At 61.8% G+C, this 23,053-nt stretch carries 22 protein-coding genes and 2 pseudogenes; 7 read left to right on the top strand and 17 right to left on the bottom strand.

The genetic code is table 11. The features are described from left to right. Window positions 1–51 precede the first annotated feature (51 nt). Together trxB and I5S59_RS05375 are read right to left on the bottom strand one after the other, a co-directional pair. Complete coding sequence (trxB, locus tag I5S59_RS05380; RefSeq protein WP_128322714.1) at window positions 52–1,014, bottom strand: thioredoxin-disulfide reductase; 963 nt, start codon at window positions 1,012–1,014, stop codon at window positions 52–54. Window positions 1,015–1,130: 116 nt separating this feature from the next. Beyond that, entirely contained in the window at window positions 1,131–1,730 is a 600-nt protein-coding gene (locus I5S59_RS05375) for a peroxiredoxin (RefSeq protein WP_197875702.1), read from the bottom strand. A gap of 266 nt (window positions 1,731–1,996) precedes the next feature. Between I5S59_RS05375 and cysZ the strand changes: the two genes are divergently transcribed. Then, window positions 1,997–2,722 (top strand): sulfate transporter CysZ, encoded by a 726-nt coding sequence (gene cysZ, locus I5S59_RS05370; protein WP_197875701.1) that lies wholly within the window; start codon window positions 1,997–1,999, stop codon window positions 2,720–2,722. Window position 2,723: 1 nt separating this feature from the next. Here cysZ and I5S59_RS05365 read toward each other — a convergent pair whose 3' ends face one another. Next, the gene (locus I5S59_RS05365) at window positions 2,724–3,653 is read right to left on the bottom strand and encodes a LysR family transcriptional regulator (RefSeq protein WP_197875700.1); all 930 of its coding nucleotides are present in this window, start codon (window positions 3,651–3,653) and stop codon (window positions 2,724–2,726) included. A 110-nt stretch (window positions 3,654–3,763) separates the two neighbouring features. Between I5S59_RS05365 and I5S59_RS05360 the strand changes: the two genes are divergently transcribed. Further along, window positions 3,764–5,104, top strand: a complete 1,341-nt coding sequence (locus I5S59_RS05360; protein ID WP_197875699.1) for an amidohydrolase — start codon at window positions 3,764–3,766, stop codon at window positions 5,102–5,104. Between the two features lie 138 nt (window positions 5,105–5,242). On the opposite strand, the pseudogene I5S59_RS26670 reads toward I5S59_RS05360, so the two are convergent. Together I5S59_RS26670 and I5S59_RS26665 are read right to left on the bottom strand one after the other, a co-directional pair. Further along, a pseudogene (locus tag I5S59_RS26670) lies at window positions 5,243–5,653 on the bottom strand (methyl-accepting chemotaxis protein); the annotation flags it as partial. A 135-nt stretch (window positions 5,654–5,788) separates the two neighbouring features. After that, window positions 5,789–6,469 (bottom strand): annotated as a pseudogene (locus I5S59_RS26665) (PAS domain-containing protein); the annotation flags it as partial. Between the two features lie 267 nt (window positions 6,470–6,736). Here I5S59_RS26665 and I5S59_RS05350 point away from each other — a divergent pair. Next, window positions 6,737–7,954, top strand: a complete 1,218-nt coding sequence (locus tag I5S59_RS05350) for a glycosyltransferase family 4 protein (protein WP_197875697.1) — start codon at window positions 6,737–6,739, stop codon at window positions 7,952–7,954. Here the strand turns inward: I5S59_RS05350 and I5S59_RS05345 are convergent. From I5S59_RS05345 to I5S59_RS05335, 3 genes are all read right to left on the bottom strand, one after another. Next, entirely contained in the window at window positions 7,923–9,026 is a 1,104-nt protein-coding gene (locus I5S59_RS05345) for an NADH:flavin oxidoreductase (RefSeq protein WP_197875696.1), read from the bottom strand. The two genes, I5S59_RS05350 and I5S59_RS05345, sit on opposite strands and share 32 nt — an antisense overlap. A 179-nt stretch (window positions 9,027–9,205) precedes the next feature. After that, window positions 9,206–9,688, bottom strand: a complete 483-nt coding sequence (locus I5S59_RS05340; RefSeq protein WP_128322722.1) for a glutathione peroxidase — start codon at window positions 9,686–9,688, stop codon at window positions 9,206–9,208. A 155-nt stretch (window positions 9,689–9,843) separates the two neighbouring features. Next, window positions 9,844–10,329 (bottom strand): FKBP-type peptidyl-prolyl cis-trans isomerase, encoded by a 486-nt coding sequence (locus tag I5S59_RS05335; RefSeq protein WP_028944158.1) that lies wholly within the window; start codon window positions 10,327–10,329, stop codon window positions 9,844–9,846. On the opposite strand from I5S59_RS05335, the gene I5S59_RS05330 reads away from it, so the two are divergent. The 4 genes from I5S59_RS05330 (at window position 10,298) to I5S59_RS05315 (ending at window position 14,336) form a co-directional block, all read left to right on the top strand. Then, window positions 10,298–10,636, top strand: a complete 339-nt coding sequence (locus tag I5S59_RS05330; RefSeq protein WP_197875695.1) for a DUF3565 domain-containing protein — start codon at window positions 10,298–10,300, stop codon at window positions 10,634–10,636. The two genes, I5S59_RS05335 and I5S59_RS05330, sit on opposite strands and share 32 nt — an antisense overlap. 33 nt (window positions 10,637–10,669) lie before the next feature. Then, window positions 10,670–12,766, top strand: coding sequence for a phosphate acetyltransferase (gene pta, locus I5S59_RS05325; protein ID WP_197875694.1), 2,097 nt, complete (start codon window positions 10,670–10,672; stop codon window positions 12,764–12,766). Between the two features lie 2 nt (window positions 12,767–12,768). Continuing rightward, complete coding sequence (locus tag I5S59_RS05320) at window positions 12,769–13,671, top strand: acyltransferase (RefSeq protein WP_197875693.1); 903 nt, start codon at window positions 12,769–12,771, stop codon at window positions 13,669–13,671. Between the two features lie 80 nt (window positions 13,672–13,751). Then, window positions 13,752–14,336: a hypothetical protein gene (locus I5S59_RS05315; protein WP_197875692.1), complete on the top strand. Its 585-nt coding sequence runs from the start codon at window positions 13,752–13,754 to the stop codon at window positions 14,334–14,336. Window positions 14,337–14,404: 68 nt separating this feature from the next. On the opposite strand, the gene I5S59_RS05310 is transcribed toward I5S59_RS05315, so the two are convergent. From I5S59_RS05310 to phnD, 9 genes are all read right to left on the bottom strand, one after another. Further along, window positions 14,405–15,100, bottom strand: a complete 696-nt coding sequence (locus I5S59_RS05310) for an OmpA family protein (protein ID WP_197875691.1) — start codon at window positions 15,098–15,100, stop codon at window positions 14,405–14,407. Window positions 15,101–15,192: 92 nt separating this feature from the next. Continuing rightward, window positions 15,193–15,837 carry an MBL fold metallo-hydrolase gene (locus tag I5S59_RS05305; RefSeq protein ID WP_128322729.1) on the bottom strand — a complete coding sequence of 215 codons (645 nt, stop codon included), beginning with the start codon at window positions 15,835–15,837 and terminating at the stop codon, window positions 15,193–15,195. A 129-nt stretch (window positions 15,838–15,966) separates the two neighbouring features. Then, window positions 15,967–16,794 carry a phosphonoacetaldehyde hydrolase gene (phnX, locus tag I5S59_RS05300; protein ID WP_197875690.1) on the bottom strand — a complete coding sequence of 276 codons (828 nt, stop codon included), beginning with the start codon at window positions 16,792–16,794 and terminating at the stop codon, window positions 15,967–15,969. Next, window positions 16,791–17,729 carry a LysR substrate-binding domain-containing protein gene (locus I5S59_RS05295; protein ID WP_197875689.1) on the bottom strand — a complete coding sequence of 313 codons (939 nt, stop codon included), beginning with the start codon at window positions 17,727–17,729 and terminating at the stop codon, window positions 16,791–16,793. The genes phnX and I5S59_RS05295 overlap by 4 nt, the downstream gene beginning before the upstream one ends. A gap of 41 nt (window positions 17,730–17,770) precedes the next feature. Then, window positions 17,771–19,072 (bottom strand): MFS transporter, encoded by a 1,302-nt coding sequence (locus tag I5S59_RS05290; RefSeq protein ID WP_197875688.1) that lies wholly within the window; start codon window positions 19,070–19,072, stop codon window positions 17,771–17,773. 115 nt (window positions 19,073–19,187) lie between these two features. Then, a complete protein-coding gene (gene psrA / locus I5S59_RS05285; RefSeq protein ID WP_197875687.1) occupies window positions 19,188–20,279 on the bottom strand; it encodes an iron-containing alcohol dehydrogenase PsrA in 1,092 nt (363 codons plus the stop codon). Between the two features lie 192 nt (window positions 20,280–20,471). Further along, window positions 20,472–21,290 carry a phosphonate ABC transporter, permease protein PhnE gene (gene phnE, locus I5S59_RS05280; RefSeq protein ID WP_197875686.1) on the bottom strand — a complete coding sequence of 273 codons (819 nt, stop codon included), beginning with the start codon at window positions 21,288–21,290 and terminating at the stop codon, window positions 20,472–20,474. Window position 21,291: 1 nt separating this feature from the next. Beyond that, window positions 21,292–22,089 carry a phosphonate ABC transporter ATP-binding protein gene (gene phnC / locus I5S59_RS05275; protein ID WP_197875685.1) on the bottom strand — a complete coding sequence of 266 codons (798 nt, stop codon included), beginning with the start codon at window positions 22,087–22,089 and terminating at the stop codon, window positions 21,292–21,294. Continuing rightward, entirely contained in the window at window positions 22,086–22,952 is an 867-nt protein-coding gene (phnD, locus tag I5S59_RS05270) for a phosphonate ABC transporter substrate-binding protein (protein ID WP_197875684.1), read from the bottom strand. The genes phnC and phnD overlap by 4 nt, the downstream gene beginning before the upstream one ends. Between the last annotated feature and the right edge of the window lie 101 nt (window positions 22,953–23,053).

Below are 23,053 nucleotides of genomic sequence, written 5' to 3'. Positions count from 1 at the left end.
GCCTGATGGCCGGTTTTTTTGGTCGCGGGGCTGGGCCCCGCGCGGACGCTATCAGTGCGCTGCGTTCTGCAGCCCGTCCAGGTAGCGCTCGACATCCAGCGCCGCCATGCAGCCGGCACCGGCGGAGGTGATGGCCTGACGGTAAACGTGGTCAGCCACGTCGCCAGCGGCGAACACGCCTTCGACGTTGGTGGCGGTGGCGTTGCCGTCACGGCCGCCGTTGACCACCAGGTAGCCGTCCTTGAGGGTCAGCTGGCCTTCGAACAGCGAGGTGTTCGGGGTGTGGCCAATGGCGATGAACACACCGTCGACCTTCACTTCGTCGAAGCTGCCGTCGTTGTTCTTCAGGCGAGCACCGGTCACGCCCATGTTGTCACCCAGCACTTCGTCCAGGTTGGCGTTGAGTTTCAGCTCGATCTTGCCTTCGGCAACGCGTGCGTTGAGCTTGTCGATCAGGATCTTCTCGGCACGGAACGTATCGCGACGGTGAACCAGGGTCACTTTGCTGGCGATGTTGGCCAGGTACAGCGCCTCTTCAACCGCGGTGTTGCCGCCACCGACCACAGCCACTGGCTTGTTGCGGTAGAAGAAACCGTCGCAGGTAGCGCAGGCGGAAACGCCCTTGCCCATGAACGCTTCTTCCGACGGCAGGCCCAGGTAACGAGCGCTGGCACCGGTGGCGATGATCAGGGCATCGCAGGTGTAAGTGGCACTGTCACCCTTGAGGGTGTACGGCTTGCTGGCCAGGTCGACGGCGTTGATGTGGTCGAACACCACTTCGGTCTCGAAACGCTCGGCGTGTTCCTGCATGCGCTGCATCAGGGCCGGGCCGGTCAGGCCGTGAGCGTCGCCCGGCCAGTTGTCGACTTCGGTGGTGGTGGTCAGTTGACCGCCGGCCTGCATGCCGGTGATCAGCAGCGGCTTGAGGTTGGCACGGGCTGCGTAAACGGCAGCGCTGTAGCCGGCAGGGCCGGAGCCAAGAATAATCACTCGCGAATGACGTACTTCAGACATGACTCTCTCCTGTCGAGGCGGGCGATCAAATGCCCGCTTCTGGAATAAAAAAGAACCTGCGAAGCACTTGGGGAAGGCTTTGGGTCGCAGGTTCTGAAAAGCGTTAGAGCACAGCCTTACAGGCTGTTGGCATTCTCTGCCAGGTAGTCGGCAACGCCTTTGGCATCAGCCTTCATACCTTTCTGACCTGGGCGCCAGCCAGCCGGGCAGACTTCACCGTACTGCTCGGTGAACTGCAGGGCCTCGACCAGGCGGATCATCTCGTCGACTTCACGGCCCAGTGGCAGGTTGTTCACTACCTGGTGCTGCACCACGCCTTGCTGGTCGATCAGGAAGGAGGCACGCAGTGCCACGCCGTCTTCATGCTCGATGCCATAGGCACGGGTGATTTCGTGAGTCACGTCGGCGACCATGGTGAATTCTACTTCGCCGATACCGCCCTTTTCGACCGGCGTGTTGCGCCAGGCGTAGTGGGTGAACTGCGAGTCGATCGAAACGCCAACCACTTCCACACCCAGCTCACGGAATTTGTCCATGCGGTTGTTGTGGGCAATGATTTCCGACGGGCAGACAAAGGTGAAGTCCAGCGGCCAGAAGAACAGCACGACGTATTTGCCGCGCAGCGAAGAAAGCTTGAAGCTGTCGACGATCGAACCGTCGCCCAGCACTGCCGCCGCATCGAAATCAGGGGCTTGCTTGTTGACCAGAATGCTCATGAAAACTCCTTGAAGATTAGTATTCGAAGGCGTTGAAAAGTTGTGCGCACTTTAGCGAGGCCGCAGAGATTAAGGAAATATCCTTAGACAATCCACCTTATAGGCCGAGTCTATTCATCCCCAGGCAGCACTGCTGTTTGCCTATGAAGGCATTACAAAGAGTCTGCCCGGCTTTTGTTACAGCCCGTTTCGCAGGTTCGGCCGTGCTTTCGCCAACCGCTCAAACTCGGTAAGGTCAGCGCGTTTGCCTTTACCCGGAGTCCTCTATGCAAGCCCCTGTCCTCTCTGGCCCACAGTACCTGCGCGAAGGTCTGAAACTGGTCCTGAGCCCGAGCCTGCGCCTGTTCGTGTTGCTGCCGCTGGCAGTCAACCTGCTACTGTTCGTCGGCCTGATCTATTTTGCTGGCCACCAGTTCAGCCTCTGGGTCGATTCGTTGATGCCCAGCCTGCCCAGCTGGCTGAGCTTCCTCAACTATGTGCTGTGGCCGCTGTTTGTAGTGCTGGTGGGGCTGATGGTGTTCTTTACCTTCACCATGCTGGCCAACATCATCGCGGCGCCGTTCAACGGTTTTCTCGCAGAAAAGGTCGAGGTGGTGGTGCGTGGCACCGACGACTTCCCGGCGTTCAGCACTGCCGAGCTGATGGCCATGGTGCCGCGCACACTGGCGCGCGAGATGCGCAAGCTGGGGTATTTTCTGCCCCGTGCCATTGCCCTGTTCATCCTCTCGCTGATTCCGGTGGTCAACATCATCGCCGCACCGCTATGGCTGCTGTTCGGTATCTGGATGATGGCCATCCAGTACATCGACTACCCGGCAGACAACCACAAGATGAGCTGGCAGGACATGCTCGCCTGGCTGCGTGAAAAACGCTGGCAGAGCCTGGGTTTTGGTGGCTCGGTGTACCTGGTGCTGCTGGTACCCTTCCTCAACATCCTGATGATGCCGGCCGCCGTGGCGGGTGCCACGTTGTTCTGGGTGCGTGAGCGCTGATTCAGGCCGCAGCCTCGATCAACGCAATCGCCTGACGCGCAATCGGCGACAACGTACGCCCGGCATGGGTGACAATCGCACTGGCAATGCTGCAGTTGCCCCCGGGCACACCGGGCTGCAGCAATGCCCCCAGATCATGCATCGCACCCGTGCGCAGGTCCTCTTCAAGCCAGGCTTGCCAGGTAAAGAGCAGCGCATCGCTGCCCAGGGTCGTGGTGCGCAGCAGTTGCAGGTCATTGCAGCCCAGTGCCAGTGGCGCGACCGTGCCGTCAGGCAAGCCCAGCAACTCGCGCAACCGCACCGGTGCGATCTCATCAAACAGTACCGAACTCCAGGGATACTCCAGCAACTGCTCGGTCCTTATCGGCGCCTGCCGCACAAGCAGCGGGTGGTCGGACCGGCAGAACACCGAAGCCGGCGCTGCAGGTAACGGTGTGATCTCGAAGCGCGGATCGTTTTTACGCGCCGGATCGCAGGTAAAGGCCACGAAGAACTCGATCTGGTCTTGCTCCAGCCGTTGCACCAGTTGATTCCAGTGGTTGACCTCAACCTTTATCGCCAGCTTGGGAATGCGCTTGCGCAGGGTGGTCAACGCATCGCCCAGGTACAGGTTGGCAGCCATCATGCCGGCACCGAAATTCAACTCGCCACCTTCGGCCTGGGCAATGTGATTGGCCTCGGCAATCAGGCGACCGGCACACCCGAGCAATTCCCGCCCGTTCGCCAACAACTGCCGCCCTGCCGCCGTGAGCACAACCGAGCGGGTGTCACGGTCGAACAAACGCACCCCAAGGTCAGCCTCCAACGACTGGATGCTGCGGCTGAAGGCTGTTTGCGAGAGGTTGGCCCGCTCGGCGGCGCGGGAGAAGTGCAGCTCTTCGCTGAGCAACACCAGGTGGCGGATTCGCTTCAAGTCAATTGAGTCGGTCACTGCATCAATCCTTGGGTATTTTTGCATTGGACGCACAAAGCAGAGATACACAGACTTGCCCGTGCCTGCAACAACGTCCTCAAGAACAACAATGTACAAGGATTGACGCCATGCCTTCGCTGCTTCGCCCGAGCCTGTTTGCCCTTGCCTGTGTCAGCGCCATTTGCGCACACGCCGCCCCCAGCGACCTCAACACCCGTATCGACGCTCTGGTCAAACAGGACGAGGCGCAGATGATCGAACAGTTCAAGCAACTGCATCGCAACCCAGAGCTGGCGTTTCAGGAAACGCAAACCGCAGCCCAGGTGGCCGACGCCCTGCGTGCACAGGGGTTCGAGGTAAAGACAGCAATCGGTACCACCGGCGTGGTCGGCATCCTGCGCAACGGGCCCGGACCGGTGGTGATGTACCGTGCCGATATGGACGCCTTGCCGATCAAGGAAGCGACCGGCCTGCCCTACCAGAGCAGCAAGGTCACGCCCTGGCTCGGCAATCCCGCTCAGCCGGTGATGCACGCCTGCGGCCACGATGCCCATACCACCTGGTTGATGGAGGTGGCCAAGGTCATGTCCCAGCTCAAGGACCAGTGGTCAGGCACCCTGGTGCTGGTCGCGCAACCGGCCGAAGAAGTCCTCGAGGGCGCCACCGCCATGGTCAACAACGGTCTCTACGACTTTGCGCCCAAGCCGGATGTACTCCTGGCAGCGCATGTCTCGCCGGTTTACCCGGCCGGGAGTGTCGGCCTGCGGGAAGGGCCGCGGCTGGCCGGCACCGACCAGATCGACGTCGAGCTGCCCGGCATTGGTGGCCATGGTTCAACGCCCCATGTCACCAAGGACCCGGTGGTGATGGGGGCCATGGCGGTCATGGGCTACCAGACCATCATCAGCCGCATGGTCGATCAGTCCAAGCCGGCCGTGCTGACCGTCGGGGCGTTTCAGTCGGGGGTGAACAACAACATCATTCCGGTCAGCGCGACACTCAAGCTCAACCTGCGCTGGTACGACGATCAGGTTCGCGAACGCTTGATCGAGGGCATCAAGTCGGTCACTCAAGGCGTGCTGGTGATGAACGACATGCCTGCCGACTACCAGGCCAGGTACACCATGAAAGGCCATGCCACACCGGTGTTCAACGGCAAGGCGCAGACCGAGCTGGCTCAAGTGGCGTTGGTGGATCAACTCGGGGCCGACAAGGTGTTGCCCGGCATGCCGCCGCTCATGGGCTCTGAGGACTTCCACATGCTCGCCAGCCCGTACCCGGACACCAAGGTGCTGTTCCTGGAGGTGGGTTCGGGCAAGCCGGATGTGTACAAGAATCTGATCGAGAAGAAGCAGCTGCCGTCGGCGATGAACCACACGCCGGGCTTTGTCGTCGAGCTGCCGGCGATTGCCACCGGCGCCCGGGCCGTAGCGGCGACCCTGAATGCATTCTTCAATCAAACCCGCTGAAACCCATACCTGCGGTGCACCCCAACCTGTAGGAGCGTGGTTTGCCCGCGAAAAACGATGACGCGGTGCATCTGGGGAACCGCAGTGCCTGGTTCGCCGGCAAGCCTGGCTCCTACACAAAGACAGTGGCCCCTACAGTCAGCCGCCCAGCTGGTTGGAGAACTGCCCCACCGCACTGACCACTTTCTTCGCCCCGTCCTGGATCTCGACGATCACCGTGCCGGTCTGCCCGGCCAGGGTCAGTCCCTGCTCGGCCTGGCGCTTGCTGCTGTCGATAATGTCCACTGCCGCCTTGGCCAGTTGTTCGTTCTGCTGCACCACCCGGGCGATTTCCTCGGTGGCAGTGCTGGTACGCGAAGCCAGTTGCCGCACTTCATCCGCCACCACGGCAAAACCACGGCCCTGCTCACCGGCACGGGCCGCTTCGATTGCTGCGTTGAGTGCCAGCAGGTTGGTTTGCCCGGCGATGTCGCTGATGGTCTTGATGATCGAGCCAATCACCTGCGACTGCTTGTTCAACGCCTCGATGCCTTCAGCGGCCTCCTGCATGCACGACTCCAGGGCGCGCATCACATCCACGGTCTGGGTCACCACGTCAGTGGCCTTGCGTGCACTGTTGTCGGTTTCCAGCGAGGTGCTGTAGGCAATGTCGGCAGCCTGGGCAACGGCGATTTCCTGATTGACCTGGTCGGTGATCACCGTGGCGAACTTGACCACCTTGTAGAGCACATCGTGGGCATCGATGATCGGGTTGTAAGAGGCTTCGAGCCAGACCACACGGCCATGGGCATCCACACGCTTGAAGCGCTCGGCGATGAAGTCACCACGACGCAGGCTGTCCCAGAATGCCTGGTAGGCGCTGGAGTTGTATTCCTCAGGCTCGCAGAACATCCGGTGGTGCTTGCCGACAACCTGTTCCAGGCGATAGCCCATGGTCTGCAGGAAGCGGTCATTGGCGGCCAGGACCTCGCCTTGCAGGTTGAACTCGATGACCGCCGTAGAGCGCATCAGCGCCTTGATCAGGCTCTCATGCTCACGCGAGGTTTCGATGGTGCGGGTCAGGTCACTGGAGTGCAGGGTAAAGTGTATGATGCGCCCGGTGCTGTCCTTGACCGGCTGCAGGATCGAGCGCAACCAGGCTTCCTCACCATTGCCGCGTAGCAGGCGAAACGCGCCGTTGAGGTGTTCGCCACGGGTAATGGCGGTTTTCATGCGCTTGTAGAAGTCCAGCTGCTTGACGTGCGCAGGCACGATCTCTTCGATGTTGCGCCCCAGCAACTGATGGCTGCTGTAGAGCATTTCCTTCTCGAAATTGCTGTTGACCGACTCGATGCTGCCTTGCGGATCGAGCTGCAGCACGAGCATCTCGCTGTCCAGGCTGCTCTTGACCTGCTCCACGGATAGCAACGCTTCGCGCAGCTGGAGGTTTTCTTTTTTCAGTTTGCTGTTGAACATCATTGCTACCCTGAAGCGGAGTCGGCACTCGAATGCATCTGCATCGGCCGTTCGTCGGACATTCTTGAGTACTCCCCCGGGATTTTTTTCTGCCGTTGCGCTGCCGGATATCGGGCGTCACAAATCAGTCACAGTTGTGTCACCGCAGCGCAATCACGGCCGCTGAAACTGGTCTTCATGAGCGCAACGTCCCTGCATGTCACCCTGATCAGCGAAACCTTCCCACCCGAAATAAACGGCGTGGCCAGCACCCTCGGCCGCCTGAGTGAAGGCTTGCGCCAACGCGGCCATCACGTCGAGCTGATACGGCCTCGCCAGTCAGCCGATCCGACGGGATTATCTGATGACCTGCAACTGCTTTGCCGCAACTGGCCACTGCCCGGTTACCCGGGACTGCAATGGGGTCAGGTGTCGATGCACAAACTGATGCGCCGCTGGCGCCGACAGCGCCCGGATGTGCTCTACATCGCCACCGAAGGTCCCCTGGGATTGAGTGCATTGCGCGCCGCTCGCCGGCTGGGCATCGCCGTGGTCAGCGGCTTTCACACCAACTTTCACCAGTACGCCAGCGAGTACGGCCTGGGCCTGCTGGCGCGCTTGCTTACGCACTACCTGCGCTGGTTTCACCGGCGCACTCACGCCACCCTGGTCCCGAGCATCAGTCAGCGCCTGGAGCTGGAACGCCGCGGCTTCGACAACCTGGCGATGATGGCCCGTGGCGTCGACAGTCAGCTGTTCACTCCCTGCCGGCGCAGTCAGGCACTGCGCGATCAATGGGGGGTGGGCAGCGACGATATTGCCTTGCTGTATGTCGGTCGCCTGGCGCCGGAGAAAAACCTCGGTGTGCTGCAGCAGTGCCTGCACGCTGCGCGACACAGTTATCCACGGCACCAGATCAAATTGATTGTGGTCGGCGAGGGTCCACTGCGCAGCAGCCTCGAGCAGCAGCTGCCCGATGCGATTTTCGCCGGAGCCCAACAAGGTGAAGCACTGGCCGAGCACTATGCCTCTGGGGATATCTTTTTGTTCCCGAGCCTGACCGAGACATTCGGCAACGTGGTGCTCGAGGCGATGGCGTCAGGGCTGGGCGTGGTGGCTTACGACCAGGCAGCGGCCGCCCAGCATATTCGCCATGGTCACAGCGGGGCACTGGCCATGCCTGGCGACGTGGACGCCTTCATCGATGCCAGCCACTGGTTGCTTGAAGACGCCGAAGTCTTGCGCCGCGTGCGCCTGAATGCCCGACAACACGCCAGCCGCCAAGGCTGGCCGGCAGTGATCGAGCAATTCGAGGGGCATCTGCGCGCGGCCTGTCACTTGCCGCCAGTCGACAGTGTCCAGCCGCACGCACCAGCGCTGGTGATCAAACCAGGGTCGTCAACGCCTCACGGCTGAAGGGCAGGATGTCCTGTTCGCGACCGTCCCGGACCTTGGCCGCCCAATCCGGGTCAACCAGCAGCGCACGGCCTACGGCCACCAGATCGAACTCGTCATTTTCAAGACGCGCCAGCAGGTTTTCCAGGCTGGCCGGCTGCGCCACCTTGTCGGTCGCCACCATGAACTGCAGGAACTCGCCGTCCAGGCCGACACTGCCCACGGTGATGGTGGGTTTGCCGGTGAGCTGACGGGTCCAGCCGGCCAGGTTCAGGTCCGAGCCTGCGAACTCGGGCTCCCAGAAACGGCGCGTGGAGCAGTGGAAGATATCCACACCGGCGTCGGCCAGCGGCTTGAGGAAGGCCCCCAAGGCTTCGGCACTTTCCACCAGGCGGGCACTGTAGTCTTGCTGCTTCCACTGCGAGAAACGGAAGATGATCGGGAAATCCGGACCCACTGCGGCCCGTACAGCACTGATCAGTTCGATGGCAAAGCGTGAACGACCGGCAAGATCGCCACCGTATTCATCGGTACGGCGGTTGCTGGCTTCCCAGAAGAACTGATCAATCAGGTAACCATGGGCGCCGTGAATCTCGACACCGTCCATGCCGATGGCCTGCGCATCGCGGGCCGCCTGGGCAAAGGCCTGGATCACCTCGGCAATATCGTCACGGCTCATGCCATGGATCAGCACCTGGCCGTCTTTGATCTTTTCGCTCGGGCCGTAACCCGGAACGCTGGCGTCAGGTTCGGTGCCGACACGACGCACGCTCCCCACATGCCACAGTTGCGGGACGATACGACCGCCTTCAGCGTGCACGGCGTCAACCACCTGTTTCCAGCCGGCCAGGGCATCTTCACCGTAGAAGCGCGGCACATTGGGGTAACCGTTGGCAGCCTTGTGGCCCACCGTGGTGCCTTCGGTGATGATCAGGCCGACGCCGGCGGCTGCGCGGCGACGGTAGTACTCCACCACTTGGGCATGCGGTACACCACCGGGGCAGAAAGTACGGGTCATTGGCGCCATGACCACACGGCTAGGCAGCTCAAGGGCGCCCAACTGGACGGGGGTAAACAGTGAAGTGACGGACATGTGGCGCTCCAGTGAGAAAGGAATGCGCCTGAGGATAGGGTGAGCCGACAGGGTGGCCCAGCACTATTGATTTGAGTGATTTGGGATCATGAGGGGCTGCTTCGCCGGCAAGCCTGGCTCCTACGGTTTGCGTAATGGTAGGAGCCAGGTTTGCCCGCGTAGAACGATGACACGGGATATCAGGCCAGGGCCTTCTCGATCGCGTGCACCACTGTCGCATCGTCCGGCGCGGTGCGCGGCGAGAAACGCGCCAGCACCCGGCCATCCTTGCCGACCAGAAACTTCTCGAAGTTCCAGGTGATATCGCCAGGGAACTCGGCGCCTTCACCGGCCAGCAAACGATACAGCTGATGACGCTCGGCGCCATTGACTTCCAGCTTGCTACCCAGCGGGAACGTAACCCCGTAGTTCACGCTGCAGAACTGCTGGATCTCATCTTCAGTGCCCGGCTCCTGCCCGGCAAACTGATTGCACGGCAAGCCCAGGACGCTGAAGCCCTGGCCTTTGTATTGCTGATACAGATTTTCCAGCGCCGCATATTGCGGGGTCAGGCCACACTTCGAGGCGACATTGACCACCAGCACCACCTGGCCCTTGAATGGCGCCAGAGGCAACTCCTGGCCATTCAGCGCCTGCAACTTCAGGTCGTGAAATGCACTCATGACGAACTCCCCTCTCCAGTTCCCGGTTGCCGCTGCGGGCTGCAAGTAGTTACACCAGCCCATTAAAAAGGCGCCCTGCCAAGCCGTCTTCCCCTGTTGGAGTGCGACGGTCTTGCCCGGGCGCCTTCGCGACTCTCTGAGCTTAGCGCAGAAAATCAGTGGTGATGGCCACCTTCGCCATGGACGTGGCCATGGGCTACTTCTTCTTCGCTGGCGTCACGGATGTTGACGACCTTGACCTTGAAGTTCAGGCGCTGGCCAGCCAGCGGGTGGTTGCCGTCGACAGTTACGTCGTCGCCGTCCAGATCACGGATGGTAACGATCTGCATCTGGCCGTCCGGCGCGGAAGCGTGGAACTGCATGCCCACTTCCAGTTGGTCGACGCCTTCGAACATGCTGCGGTTCAGGGTGCTGACCAGTTCGGCCAGGTATTCGCCGTAGGCATCTTCTGGCTCGATGGCAACTTCCAGCTCGTCGCCGGCAGTTTTGCCTTCCAGGGCTTTTTCCAGGCCTGGAATGATGTTGCCTGCGCCATGCAGGTAGACCAGCGGAGCGCCGCCGGCGGAGCTGTCGATGACCTCACCAGCGTCGTTGGTCAGGGTATAGTCGATGGAGACAGCCTTGTTGGCGGCGATCAGCATGGGGCGAGACCTTTTGCATAAGAATGTAGAACGAACAAGTGTAACCAACGCATCGCCCGAAAGCGAACGTAACCCGGACAAACGGGTTACCCCGCCTTGCAGCCGGGTGCTGGGTTTTCATCAGGACGAGGACGGCCACTGGGTGGTCGCGCTGTCGTGCGGACATACCCAGCACCTGCGCCACCTGCCGCCCTGGCAGTCACGGGCCTGGGTGCTCGACGCCGAGCAGCGCCGGCAACGCATTGGCCAGCCATTTGCGTGTGGCTGGTGCGCTCAGGGTGCCGATAGCGATACCCTTGAACATTGAATCTTTTTGCCTAGCGCATTTCGAGACGTTTGCATGCAGACATTTTTCATCGCGCCGACCGACTTTGGTGTCGGCCTGACGTCCATCAGCCTCGGCCTGGTTCGCACCCTTGAGCGTGCCGGGTTGAAAGTCGGCTTCTTCAAGCCGATTGCCCAGCCGCATCCGGGCGATACCGGCCCCGAGCGTTCCACCGAACTGGTCGCCCGCACCCATGGCCTGAACCCGCCAAAGCCGCTGAGCCTGGCCCATGTCGAACGCATGCTCGGCGACGGCCAGCTCGATGAGCTGCTCGAAGAAATCATTACCTTGTACCAGCAAGCCTGTATCGGCAAGGACGTGGTGGTGGTCGAAGGCATGGTCCCGACCCGTCATGCCAGCTATGCGGCGCGGGTCAACCTGCACCTGGCCAAGAGCCTGGATGCCGAGGTGATTCTGGTCTCGGCACCGGAAAACGAAGTGCTCACCGAGCTGTCCGGGCGGGTCGAGTTGCAGGCGCAACTGTTTGGCGGGCCGCGCGACCCGAAAGTACTCGGGGTGATCCTGAACAAGGTGCGCACCGACGAGAGCATGAGCGATTTCGCCCGGCGCCTGAAAGAACACTCGCCGCTGCTGCGTGGCGATGACTTCCGCCTGCTTGGCTGCATCCCCTACCAGGCCGACCTCAATGCCCCGCGTACCCGCGATGTGGCCGAGCTGCTCGGCGCCCAGGTGCTCAACGCCGGTGACTACGAACAGCGGCGCATGAACAAGATCATCATCTGCGCCCGTACCGTGGCCAATACCGTGCCGCTGCTCAAGCCCGGCACGCTGGTGGTGACCCCGGGCGATCGCGACGACATCATCCTCGCCGTCAGCCTGGCCGCGATCAACGGCGTACCGCTGGCCGGCCTGTTGCTGACCAGCGACAGCAAGCCGGACCCACGCATCCTCGAACTGTGCCAGGGCGCGCTGCTGGCCGGCTTGCCGATCCTGTCGGTGAGCACCGGCTCCTACGACACCGCCAACCAGCTCAACCAGTTGAACAAGGAAATCCCGGTGGATGACCGCGAACGCGCGGAAATCATCACCGACTTCGTCGCCAGCTACCTGGACGCCGACTGGCTGCACCAGCGCTGCGGTACGCCGCGTGAACTGCGCCTGTCACCGGCAGTGTTCCGCTACCAGTTGATCCAGCGCGCGCAGCAAGCCAACAAACGCATCGTATTGCCAGAAGGCGCCGAGCCGATGACCGTGCAGGCCGCTGCCATCTGCCAGGCGCGTGGCATCGCCCGCTGCGTGTTGCTGGCCAAGCCAGACGATGTTCAGGCGGTGGCCCGCGCCCAGGGCATCACCTTGCCCGAAGGCCTGGAGATCATTGACCCGGACCAGATCCGCGAACGCTATGTCGAGCCCATGGTCAGTCTGCGCAAGAGCAAGAGCCTGAACGCGCCCATGGCCGAGCAGCAGCTGGAAGACCCGGTGGTGATCGGCACCATGATGCTGGCCCTGGACGAAGTCGATGGCCTGGTGTCCGGGCTGGTTCACTCCACCGCCAACACCATCCGCCCGGCCCTGCAACTGATCAAGACCGCGCCGGGCTGCAGCCTGGTGTCCTCGGTGTACTTCATGCTGTTTCCCGAGCAGGTGCTGGTGTACGGCGACTGCGTCATGAACCCGCACCCTACGGCCGCTGAACTGGCCGAGATCGCCCTGCAAAGCGCCGACTCCGCCGATGCCTTCGGCATTGCCCCGCGGGTCGCGATGATCAGCTACTCCAGCGGCGAGTCGGCCAGCGGCGAAGAAGTCGAGAAAGTCCGCGAAGCCACCCTGCTGGCCCAGGAGACGCAACGCACCCTGCAGATCGATGGCCCGCTGCAGTACGACACCGCCGCCAACCTTGAAATCGCCCGCGAACTGGCACCCAACAGCCAGGTAGCAGGCCGCGCCACGGTGTTCGTGTTCCCCGACCTGAACACCGGCAACACCACCCACAAGGCGGTGCAGCGCAGCGCCGACTGCGTCAGCCTCGGGCCGATGCTGCAAGGCCTGCGCAAGCCGGTCAACGACCTGCCGCGTGGTGCCCAGGTCGACGACATCGTCTACACCATTGCCCTGACTGCGATTCAGGCCAACCGCTCACTGGATAGCTGAACATGCTCGGATTCCTGCCTGCGCCGTTGCGCGGGGTGATTGCCTCGTTGCTGCTGGGGCTCAATACCATTGTCTGCTGCACCCCGTTGTTCATCGTCAGCCTGTTCAAACTGTGCCTGCCCTTTGCGGCGGCGCAGCGGGTTACCGATGAGTTGATGCGGCATATCCACGAAGCCTGGATCAGCAACAACAACGCCTGGATCAACCTGCTCGGCAAAGCCCGTTGGCAGGTGAACGGCCTGGCCGGGCTGGATTACCAGCACAGCTACCTGATCACCAGCAATCACCAGAGCTGGGTAGACATCCTTGTGCTGCAATACGTGCTCAACCGCCGTATCCGCCCGCTCAAGTTTTTCCTCAAGCAGGTACTGATCTGGGTGCCGGTCATCGGCCTGGCCTGGTGGGCGCTGGGCTTCCCGTTCATGAAGCGCTATTCCAAGGCATACCTGGCCAAACACCCGGAAAAGGCCGGCAAAGACCTGGAAACCACCCGCCGTACCTGCGCCAGGTTTCGCGGCAAACCCACGGCCATCTTCAACTTCGCCGAAGGCACCCGCTTTACCCCGGCCAAGCATCGCCAGCAGCAATCACCGTTCCGCCACCTGCTCAAGCCCAAGGCCGGCGGTATCGCCTTTGTGCTGGATGCCATGGGCGAGCAGCTGCAGTCGATCGTCAACGTCACCCTTCACTACCCTGCCGGCGCGCCAGGCTTCTGGGACCTGCTGTGCGGGCGCGTGAAACATATCGTGGTCGAGTTGGAGGAACTGGCGATCCCGGCCGAGTTCCTGGGTAAAAACTATGACCAGGATGAGGCCTATCGCCTGGCTTTCCAGCAGTGGATCAACCAGCTGTGGCACGACAAGGATGCGTTGCTGGAACAGCTGCGGCAAAACGACCACACCTGATTTGCCAGCAGCAACTATGCTGTCCCAACGACTTTTCGTACCTAGTGTTTCTTGTTAGCCACCACATGGAATGTAAGCCTATGAAACCGTTGCGCAGCCTGACCCACGCCATTGCCATTGCTTCACTCCTGTCGGCGGCCAGTTTCGCCGTGCAGGCAAAAGACATCCTGATCAGCGGCACCGCCCTTGAAGACGATGTGGTTACCAAGGTGCTCGCCATCGACATGGCCACGCGCGTGGTGACCGTCGACGGCCCGGATGGCAAACCGGTCGACATCCAGGTCAGTGAAAAAGCCAAAGCCCTGGGTAATCTGAAGGTCGGTGACCAGGTCAACGTCCATGTCACCCGTGCTGTGGCAACGGTGCTCAACACCGAAGTGGGCGGTGAGCCAGGCGCCAGCAAGGAAGCCGGGGTGATCCGCGCCACCAAAGACAACCCCAACCCGGGCGGCGAGGCCTTCCGTCAGATCAAGATCACCTCGAAAATCACCGCGATTGACCTGAACAAGCACGAAGTCACCCTGCTGCCACCTGAAGGCCCGCGCAAAACCGTGATCGTCGAAGACCCTGAGCTGCAGGCACGGATGAAAAACCTCAAGGTTGGCCAGACTGTCGACCTCGTTTACACCGACGTACTGACGATCACCACCCAGACGCCGCAGTAACCTTGCTTAGCCTGAACACAGGCACAAAAAAGGGGAGCCAGGCTCCCCTTTTTCACACCCGCTGAAACTTACTGGTACTGCTGACCAGGAATCGGCTTCAGGTTGACCTCGACACGGCGGTTTTGCGCGCGGCCATTGGCGTCGGCGTTGCTGGCAATCGGCTGGTCCGGGCCCATGCCACGGGACGACACGCGGCTGGCATCGACACCTTGCGAAGTCAGGTAGCTGACCACCGACAGCGCACGACGCTGGGACAGGTCCATGTTGTGCTGGCGGCTGCCGGTGCTGTCGGTGTAACCCACGACTTCAATGGTGTTCTGGTTGAACTGCTTGAAGGAGTTGGCCAGGTTGTTCAGCGGCGAGTAGAAACTTGGGGCGATGTTCGCCGAATCGGTGGCGAACGTGATGTTGCCCGGCATGATCAGCTTGATCTGGTCGCCTTCACGCTGAACCTCGACACCGGTGTTGGCCATGCTCGCGCGCAGGGCGGCTTCCTGCTTGTCGGCGTAGTAGCCATAACCTGCAGCAGCAGCACCGACGGCGGCGGCGCCGATCAGTGCACCCTTGCCACGGTTGTTATGGTCGATGGCCGCACCGGCAACAGCACCGGCCAGCGCACCCAGGCCGCCGTACTTGGCGGTCTTGCTCATCCCGGTAGAGCCTTGTTGCGCCTGACCCTGGTTGTCATACGGATTCTGGCCGGCACAACCGGTCATCAGGGCCGCAACGGTAGCGACGATAATCAAACGACGCATGGTGAACATGGACAAGCTCCTACAGAAATTCGAATTGCGGTCCGCGCTACGGACCGACGCCAGCCTTGGATTGCAAAGCGGCGAAAAAATTCCCTGAAATTTCAGGCACGGACGAACGGGTTCTGACGCATCTCGTCACCCAGGCGGGTATCGGGGCCATGACCGGTGACGACGGTCGCATCTTCATCCAGGCTATAAAGGCGCTGTTTGATCGAGCGCACGATAGTGGCTTGATCACCGCCCCACAGGTCGGTGCGGCCGATGCCGCGGCGGAACAGCGTGTCGCCGGCGATCAAAATCTTGGCATCGGCAAACCAGAAGCTCATCGAGCCCGGGGTATGCCCTGGCGTGTGCAATGCCACGCCGCAGCCACACGCCAGCTCCTCGTCATCGGCCAGCCAGCGGTCTGGCGAAGGCACCGGGGTGTAAGGCACGCCGAACATCTGGCACTGCATTTCCAGGTTGTCCCAGAGGAACTGATCGTCCTTGTGCAGGTGCAAGGTCGCGCCGGTTTTCTCTTTCAGCTGCCCGGAGGCCAGAAAGTGGTCCAGGTGCGCATGGGTGTGAATGATGCTGACCACCTTCAGGCCATGAGCATCCAGGCGTGCGAGGATCTGCTCATGATTGCCGCCCGGATCGACGACGATGGCTTTCTTGCTGATCGGGTCGCCGATGATGGTGCAGTTGCACTGCAGCGGGCCGACGGGGAAGGTTTCGCGGATGAGCGCGGGTTTTGCGGGCTCCATGGGGTGTTCCTACTCGGGTATCTGGCACATTCAGACACGCAGGATGGACCCAACTGCCCCGCAGGTTCAATACACAGGTGACAGCAAATTCGCCCGGCGCCGACGGCGGACGGGCGAATATCACAGGTTTCAGCTGCTTTGCGGCATCTCGCCACGGGCCAGGCGGGCATTGATGTCTTCGATTACCGCCGGCAGCTGGGCGATGGTGTCGATCAGGTAGTGCGGACGCGAACCTTCGAACATCTGGCCGATACGCGTGCGTTCCTGCGCCAGCGTTTCCAGCGACAGGTTCCGGTACTCATCAAAGGTCAGGCCCAGGGCATTGCCCGAACAGGTCAGCGCCACTGTCCACATACCTGCACTGCGGCCTTCGAGGATACCCGGCCAGGTGTCGTCGACTTTCACACAGGCGGCCACGTCGCTGATACCCAAGGCGATGACGTTGGCCAGCGACTGCGCCGGATACGGGCGGCCGTTGGGTACCTCGTCGGTCGCAACCACATGGTCAGGCACATAACCGTTTTCACGCGCCAGTTCGACGACCTTGGCCATGACCACGGCCGGGTAACCCGAGCAGGTACCGATTTTCAGGCCCTGCTCGCGGAGCGTGGCAATGGCCTCCAGTGCACCGGGGATCAGCGCCGAGTGCAGGCCGATCTTCTCGATTTGCAACGGCATGAAACGTTCGTAGATCGCCGTCACATCGTCATCGGTTGGCGTGCGCCCGTATTTTTCCCGGTAGCGCTCGGCAACCGCCGGCAGATTGCACAGGGTGCGGATGTGATCCCACTTGCCCATACCCATCGGGCCACGGGCCTCTTCCAGCGAGACACTGACACCGAACTCGCCGAACGCTTCGACGAATATCTGGGTAGGCGCAAAGGAGCCAAAATCGACGACGGTGCCAGCCCAGTCGAGAATCACAGCTTGCAGGCAGTTCGGTTGTTGGTAGTTCATGGGGTTGTCTCCAGTGGCAAGGATGAGCAAAGCCGACCGCATTTGGCGGTGTCCGGCGTAAGGGTGAGGTGGGCTGCCGTGCTGCTCTCGAACAGTTCGGCGATCATCGGCCGGTTTTGCCGGGTCGCCAGGCAACACAGGTGGTATTCGATATAGAACGGATGGTCGACGAAGGTCACCGGTCGGGTGCCGGGTGTTTCGGCGTACTCCACTGCCGACACAAAACCGATACCGATGCCCTGCGCGATGGCGTGAACGATGGCCTCGCGGCTGTTGAGCTGCATTACGCAGTCAAGCTCGATGCCGACGCGCCGGCAGCCCTCCTCCATCAGCTGGCGGGTGCGCGACGCCTGCTCACGCAGTACCACGCGCTCGCCGCGGATCTGTTCGACCTTCACCTGCTTCTGGTTGGCCCACGGGTGGTCTTCACGCACCACGCCGATGATCGGATAGCGTCGGTACAAGCGGGTGTGCAAGCGCTGATCGAACTCCGACAGCGCCAGGATCGCCACGTCGATATCGAAGTTGTACAGGCGTTCCAGGGTGCCCTGCTCCGACGAGATCGATGTCTCCAGCTTCACTTCCGGGTACTGCTGCATCAGGCTGTAGGTCAGGCTCATGGCGATGGGCGGCGACACCGCCCCGAGCCTGAACATGCCCTCTTTGCGCTGATGGAAGCTCTGCAGCAATTGCAGTGCCTCGTCTTCCTGACCAAACAGGCCCTGGGTGATGGCGTACAACTGACGCCCGGCGGCGCTCATTTCGATGTACCTGCCGCGCCGATGGAAAAGCTCGACAGAGAACCGCGCCTCCAGCGCGCCCACCTGTTCACTGACGGTGGGCTGGCCGACACTCAGGTACTCGGCGGCCAAGGTAAAACTGCCAGTGCGGGCCACCGCGTGAAACGAACGAAGCCACTTGTGGTACTGATACATGGAGAACTCCAGCCCTGAAAGTCTGAGTCGATTCGGCCCGGTCAGCGCCGCACGAACAGCGCAACCACTGCACTACATATACAGGCGGTGGCGACCATCACGAAAATCAGCGAAGTATTGCCGGTGCTGTCGAGCATGCTGCCGATCAAGGGTTCGGCCAGGCCGGCAAACAGGTAGGAGGCAAAGTTCATCACCCCGGTGGCGGTGCCTGCACGCTTGGCACCTACCAGGTCCGGGCACAGCGCCCAAAAGCTGGAGGCCGGGCCGTAGACAAAGAAGCCGCAGAGAAACAGTGCCACCAGCCCGATGGTGCTGTGTGCCGGCAAACTCCACATCCACAGGCTCACCGCCGCGCCCAGGACCATGTAGAGCATGATCGCCAGGTAGCGCTTGGAACCGAACAGCTTGTCGGACACCCAGCCATTGCTCAGCGCCCCGACCGCCATGCCCACCGGCAGCGCCACGGTGATCCACTTGGGGTCGATCCAGCCGTCGCCGCCCCTCTTCCAGTCGGCGCCAAGAAAGTGCACCGGCACCCAGACGATCAGGCCGTAACGGGCAGCGTTCTGAAACCCGAGGGAGATGGCCGCGATGACCAGGCGCAGGTTCTTCAACACGGCCTTGTAGCGCTGCAGCGAACTTTCGACTTCGCCCGCGTCCACTTCCTGGGCCTTGTCTGCGGCGTTGGCTACGCCGGTATCTTCGAGGGGTTCAAAACCCAGGTCCTGCGGCCGTTCGCGGGCGATGAAGAAGAACAGGATGCCACCGGCCAGCATCAGCAGGACCGGCAGGCGGAAGATCCAGCGCCACTCCAGGTGCAGCACCTCCAGCACGACCACCGAGGTGACGTAGGACAGGACCGAAGCGCAGCCAGCGGCAAACACATAGAAGCCGTACACCTTGCCGCGCTCGGACACGCCCCACCAGTTGGAGATCAAGCGACTCCCCGGTGCCCAGCCCAAGGCCTGGAAGTAGCCATTGATCCCCCACGGCAGGATCAGGCTGGCAAAGCCACTGGCAAAACTGGTGACCCAGTTGGCGGCACACGACAGCACCGCCCCCAGGCTCATGATTTTCCGGCCGCCGTACTTGTCCGCCAGGTTGCCGTTGATGGCCTGGCCGATGGCGTAGGCCCAAAGCATGGCCGCCGAGATCCAGCCGAGGGTTTCCTTGGTCAGGCCGAACTCGGCCTGCATACCGGGGATGGCGAAGCCGAAGGTTTGGCGGCCGGTGTAAAAGAACAGGTAACAGAACATCGCAGCGAGCAGCATGCGCCACTGCGCAATGCGAAACGAGGACGTTGCAGGCACAGCGATACCAGGCAGGGTTTGAGCACGATTCATGATCTTTTCCTTCTTGTTTCGCTCGCGCCACCAAACGGGGCGCAGAGACGGCACTCTTGTTGGGTGCTACAGGAAAAAAGCGGCCTGACGGCCACCACGCGTGACAAGCGTGAGGTCAGGCGGCTTGCGAACCGATGAAGTTCTTGCCGCGTGCGCCCTGCATGGCGTAAAGGACCATCGCCTGTGCCTCGCTGTCGGTCACGCCGTAGTCACTGAACTCGGTCTTCACGTCGAGGCTGTGAAGAAAACCGCGCAAGCGTTGCTGGGCCTGACTCAAGTCCGGGCCGAAGGCGCGTTGCAGTGTCTGGTCCCGTGCCGCGTCACGCCCCCAGGCCAGGCCCAGCACATAAGGCAAGGTGAAAGAACAGGCGATGCCATGCGCCAGCCCGTGGCGCAGGGTCATTTCATAGGAGATGGAATGGGCCAGCGCGGTTTTGGTGTTGGAAAAGGCCATGCCCGCCTTCAATGCGGCAAGCGCCATGCGCGAGCGCAGTTCAAGGTTGGACAGGTCGTGGTGCAATCTTGGCAGGCACTCGAAAATGTCTTCGATGGCAGAGATGGCGAACAGGTCGGAGACCGGGTTGGCGTTGACGTTCCAGATCGCCTCCAGTGCATGCGACAGTGCATCAAGTCCGGTAGACACGGTTACGCCGGCCGGTACGGTCAGCATCAATTGCGGATCGATGATGGCCGCTTTTGGCCAGGTGCAGGCCAGGTGCAGCGAGTATTTTTTCTGTTGCGCTGCGTCCCAGATGGTTGCCCAGGGCGTCACTTCACTGCCCGTGCCGGCGGTGGTCGGCGCCGCGATCAGCGCCTTGCAACGCGATGGCGTAAACGGTTTGCCAGCCGCCAACAGCGTCAGCAGCTCATCAAAACGCCCGGACTCGGTGCCAACGATCAACGCCTTGGCCGTATCGATGGCGCTGCCACCTCCGACCGCCAGCACGGTTTCGCACGTACCTGCCTCGCGCCAGAAACGCTCGTAGACATCACGCAGGTGGGCAACGTCCGGGTTGGGCTGGACATCCTCGATGACATGCACCAGACGCTCGCCCAGCAGCGCCTGGATCTTGTCGACCAGGCCCAGGCTGCGCGCCTCGGGAAAGGTCACCAGAGCGACGCGCTGGCCGTGCGTGAGGCTGACGATCTGGTTCAGGCTGCCAGCGCCAAAATGGGTGGCCACGGGGTTGTGATACAGGGCAGACATGGCGTTACCTTTATTGTTGTTGGAATGTGCGGCCATAGTCCCTGCCTGCCTGGTCCTGCTCAAATCGATTGATTCAAGGCCAGCATCGGCCAGACCGATAGTTACAGACACAGCACGGTCTTTGAACATGCGCTCAACTCCACTCGATCAAGGGTTCAGAAAGCGCCGTGCCGGGCGGCACGGCGGGGTGAATCAGTGCCGGCCACCCTGCTGGATGGCATTGCGCAGGCGGCTGGAGAGCAGGTCGGCGGCGATCACCATCAGGGTGATGAGGACGATGCAGGTAGCGGTCTCCTGGTATTTGAACAGCTTGAGGCTGCTCACCAGTTCGAACCCCAGCCCACCAGCACCGACCATCCCCAGCACCGTGGCCGAGCGCAGGTTGACTTCGAAGCGGTAGAGCATCACCGCAATCCACGCCGTGATGACCTGCGGCACTACACCGAAGACGATGACCTGTAGCGGCCTGGCGCCAGTGGCGCGTAGCGCTTCGATCGGCCCCTGGTCGATTTCCTCGATGCTCTCGGCGAAGAACTTGCCCAGCATGCCAATGCCGTGCACCGCCAGGGCCAACACCCCGGGGAACGGTCCCAGGCCAACGGCGGACACGAAGATCAACGCCAGGATCAGCTCGTTGATGCTGCGAATCACGTTGAGCGCCTGGCGGGTGCCCTGGTAGAGCCAGCGGTTACTGTTCAGGTTGCGCGCGGCAAGAAATGCCAACGGCACGGCGAACAGAATCCCCAGCAGCGTGCCCCAGATCGCGATTTGCACAGTCTCCAGTGCTGGCGCCATCAGCTTGGGCAGAATGTCCAGGTCAGGCGGCATGGAGCGGCTGAGGAAATCGCCGATCTGCGGCAGTCCTGCGGCCAGCTCGCTCCAGCTCAGTTGCGCACCGCCGGCACTCCAGTGCAACAGCACAACCAACGCCAACAGCAGTGCCGCACTGCCCGCCCAGCCTCCCAGGCTTCGCGGGGTGCTCACCATCCAGCGAAAATCATCAGTGCGCATATCAACCTCCCAGACCGTTGGCGTAACGAAGTGATGGCTGGCTGGCACCGTGCAACGCCTCGGTGCCGTACTGCGCATCCGGGTAGATGCGCTGCAGCGTCGCTTCATCCAGGCCTTCGGCATCACCGTCGTAAACCATCTGGCCGTGGGCCAGGCCGACAATGCGATCGCCGAATTCTCGGGCAAAGTCCACCTGATGCAGGTTGCACACCACGGTAATGCCCAGTTCGCGGCTGGCATCGCGCAGGTACTGCATGACCAGGCGCGCGGTCTTCGGGTCGAGGCTGGCCACCGGCTCGTCGGCCAGAATCACCTTCGGTTGCTGGGCCAGCGCACGGGCAATACCCACCCGTTGCATCTGCCCGCCAGACAGTGAATCGGTGCGTGCCTCGGCCTTGTGCGCCAACTCGACCCGCTGCAGACACTGGCGCGCCAGCTCGACATCGCTGCGGCTGAACAGCTGCAGCACCGAGGCCAGGGTCGACACCGAGCCCAGGCGCCCGGTCAGCACATTCTTCAGCACCGACAGGCGCGGCACGACGTTGTGGTGCTGGAAGATCATCGCCACCTGACGGCGCAACGCGCGCTCGTCCCGTGCCTGCATGGCATCGATCCCGGCCACTTCAAGCACGCCACCGTCGGCCTGCGCCAGACGATTCATGCAGCGCAACAGCGTTGACTTGCCGGCCCCTGACTGGCCGAGCACCACAACGAACTCGCCCGCGCCGATCTGCAGGTCAATGCCCCGCAGTACCGGGTTGTCGCCGTAGTGTTTGGTGAGCTGACGAACCGTGATCATTTCATTTTGCTCAGGTCGAGATCGAGCACCTTGGCGGTGTCGCGCACCACGTTGTAGGCGGTGTCACCGGTTGGCTGGAAGCCGTTGAGCATGCCCTGGTCACCCCACGGCACGTTCTTGACGTTGGCCAGGGCCGCCGCCAGTTTTTGCTTGAGCGCCGGGTCCAGGTCTTTGCGCCAGACCATGGGCGACTCGGGAATGTCGGGCGAACTCCAGACAATCTTCAAGTCCTCTTGCTTGACCTGCCCGCTGTTGACGGCAGAAGCCAGAATGCGGTCGGCCACTGCCGCAGCATCGACTTTGCCGTTGGCCACGGCGAGGATGCTGGCGTCGTGCGAGCCGGAAAAAATCACCCTGGAGAACAAAGCGTCCGGCTGATAGCCGGCCTGCTCGATACCCGCCTTGGGAAACAGGTGACCGGAAGCGGAGCTGGGGTCGACGAAGGCGAATGTGTGCCCTTTCAGGTCGGCCATCGTATTGATGCCGCTGTCGGCGCGGGTGACGATCAGGCTGCGGTAAGCGCTCTTGCCGGTTTTCTTGGTTTCAGCCACGGCGAATGCCTCGACGCCCGCCACCTGGTTGGCCAGCACATAAGAGAACGGACCAAGGTACGCCACATCCAGCTTCTTCGAGCGCAGCGCCTCGATCACCCCGTTGTAGTCGGTGGCGACGTAGGGTTTGACCGGCATGCCAAGCTGCGTCTGCAACTGATCGAGCACTTGCTGGCTGCTTTCGATCATCGACTGCGAGTCTTCGGACGGAATCAAGCCGATGCTCAGTGCCGTTTCGGCCTGCACGCAGGTGCTGGCGAACAACGGCAGAGAAACACTGACAACACAAAACAGTTTGCGGAGCGTATTCATGGCATTCCCGGCGGTGTGGGTTGGAATGCCACTTAAGCTAGGCCTGTAATGTGACGGTCATGGCATCGATTCAATATGCGTTTACTCGCAAAACTATTGAA

The sequence above is a fragment of the Pseudomonas alkylphenolica genome (assembly GCF_016009175.1).
Lineage (GTDB): Bacteria > Pseudomonadota > Gammaproteobacteria > Pseudomonadales > Pseudomonadaceae > Aquipseudomonas > Aquipseudomonas alkylphenolica_B.
This window is presented reverse-complemented; position numbering and strand designations above follow the sequence as displayed.

What these genes read in the sequence shown, in the direction of transcription:
- I5S59_RS05375 (WP_197875702.1), bottom strand. Translation starts at nt 1,730, where the DNA reads ATGAGCATTCTGGTCAACAAGCAAGCCCCTGATTTCGATGCGGCGGCA.
- phnD (WP_197875684.1), bottom strand. Translation starts at nt 22,952, where the DNA reads ATGAATACGCTCCGCAAACTGTTTTGTGTTGTCAGTGTTTCTCTGCCG.
- phnX (WP_197875690.1), bottom strand. Translation starts at nt 16,794, where the DNA reads ATGAACTACCAACAACCGAACTGCCTGCAAGCTGTGATTCTCGACTGG.
- I5S59_RS05315 (WP_197875692.1), top strand. Translation starts at nt 13,752, where the DNA reads ATGAAACCGTTGCGCAGCCTGACCCACGCCATTGCCATTGCTTCACTC.
- I5S59_RS05350 (WP_197875697.1), top strand. Translation starts at nt 6,737, where the DNA reads ATGAGCGCAACGTCCCTGCATGTCACCCTGATCAGCGAAACCTTCCCA.
- I5S59_RS05335 (WP_028944158.1), bottom strand. Translation starts at nt 10,329, where the DNA reads ATGCTGATCGCCGCCAACAAGGCTGTCTCCATCGACTATACCCTGACC.
- phnC (WP_197875685.1), bottom strand. Translation starts at nt 22,089, where the DNA reads ATGATCACGGTTCGTCAGCTCACCAAACACTACGGCGACAACCCGGTA.
- I5S59_RS05290 (WP_197875688.1), bottom strand. Translation starts at nt 19,072, where the DNA reads ATGAATCGTGCTCAAACCCTGCCTGGTATCGCTGTGCCTGCAACGTCC.
- I5S59_RS05330 (WP_197875695.1), top strand. Translation starts at nt 10,298, where the DNA reads ATGGAGACAGCCTTGTTGGCGGCGATCAGCATGGGGCGAGACCTTTTG.
- phnE (WP_197875686.1), bottom strand. Translation starts at nt 21,290, where the DNA reads ATGCGCACTGATGATTTTCGCTGGATGGTGAGCACCCCGCGAAGCCTG.
- I5S59_RS05295 (WP_197875689.1), bottom strand. Translation starts at nt 17,729, where the DNA reads ATGTATCAGTACCACAAGTGGCTTCGTTCGTTTCACGCGGTGGCCCGC.
- I5S59_RS05340 (WP_128322722.1), bottom strand. Translation starts at nt 9,688, where the DNA reads ATGAGTGCATTTCACGACCTGAAGTTGCAGGCGCTGAATGGCCAGGAG.
- cysZ (WP_197875701.1), top strand. Translation starts at nt 1,997, where the DNA reads ATGCAAGCCCCTGTCCTCTCTGGCCCACAGTACCTGCGCGAAGGTCTG.
- I5S59_RS05310 (WP_197875691.1), bottom strand. Translation starts at nt 15,100, where the DNA reads ATGTTCACCATGCGTCGTTTGATTATCGTCGCTACCGTTGCGGCCCTG.
- I5S59_RS05305 (WP_128322729.1), bottom strand. Translation starts at nt 15,837, where the DNA reads ATGGAGCCCGCAAAACCCGCGCTCATCCGCGAAACCTTCCCCGTCGGC.
- trxB (WP_128322714.1), bottom strand. Translation starts at nt 1,014, where the DNA reads ATGTCTGAAGTACGTCATTCGCGAGTGATTATTCTTGGCTCCGGCCCT.
- I5S59_RS05360 (WP_197875699.1), top strand. Translation starts at nt 3,764, where the DNA reads ATGCCTTCGCTGCTTCGCCCGAGCCTGTTTGCCCTTGCCTGTGTCAGC.
- I5S59_RS05320 (WP_197875693.1), top strand. Translation starts at nt 12,769, where the DNA reads ATGCTCGGATTCCTGCCTGCGCCGTTGCGCGGGGTGATTGCCTCGTTG.
- psrA (WP_197875687.1), bottom strand. Translation starts at nt 20,279, where the DNA reads ATGTCTGCCCTGTATCACAACCCCGTGGCCACCCATTTTGGCGCTGGC.
- pta (WP_197875694.1), top strand. Translation starts at nt 10,670, where the DNA reads ATGCAGACATTTTTCATCGCGCCGACCGACTTTGGTGTCGGCCTGACG.
- I5S59_RS05345 (WP_197875696.1), bottom strand. Translation starts at nt 9,026, where the DNA reads ATGTCCGTCACTTCACTGTTTACCCCCGTCCAGTTGGGCGCCCTTGAG.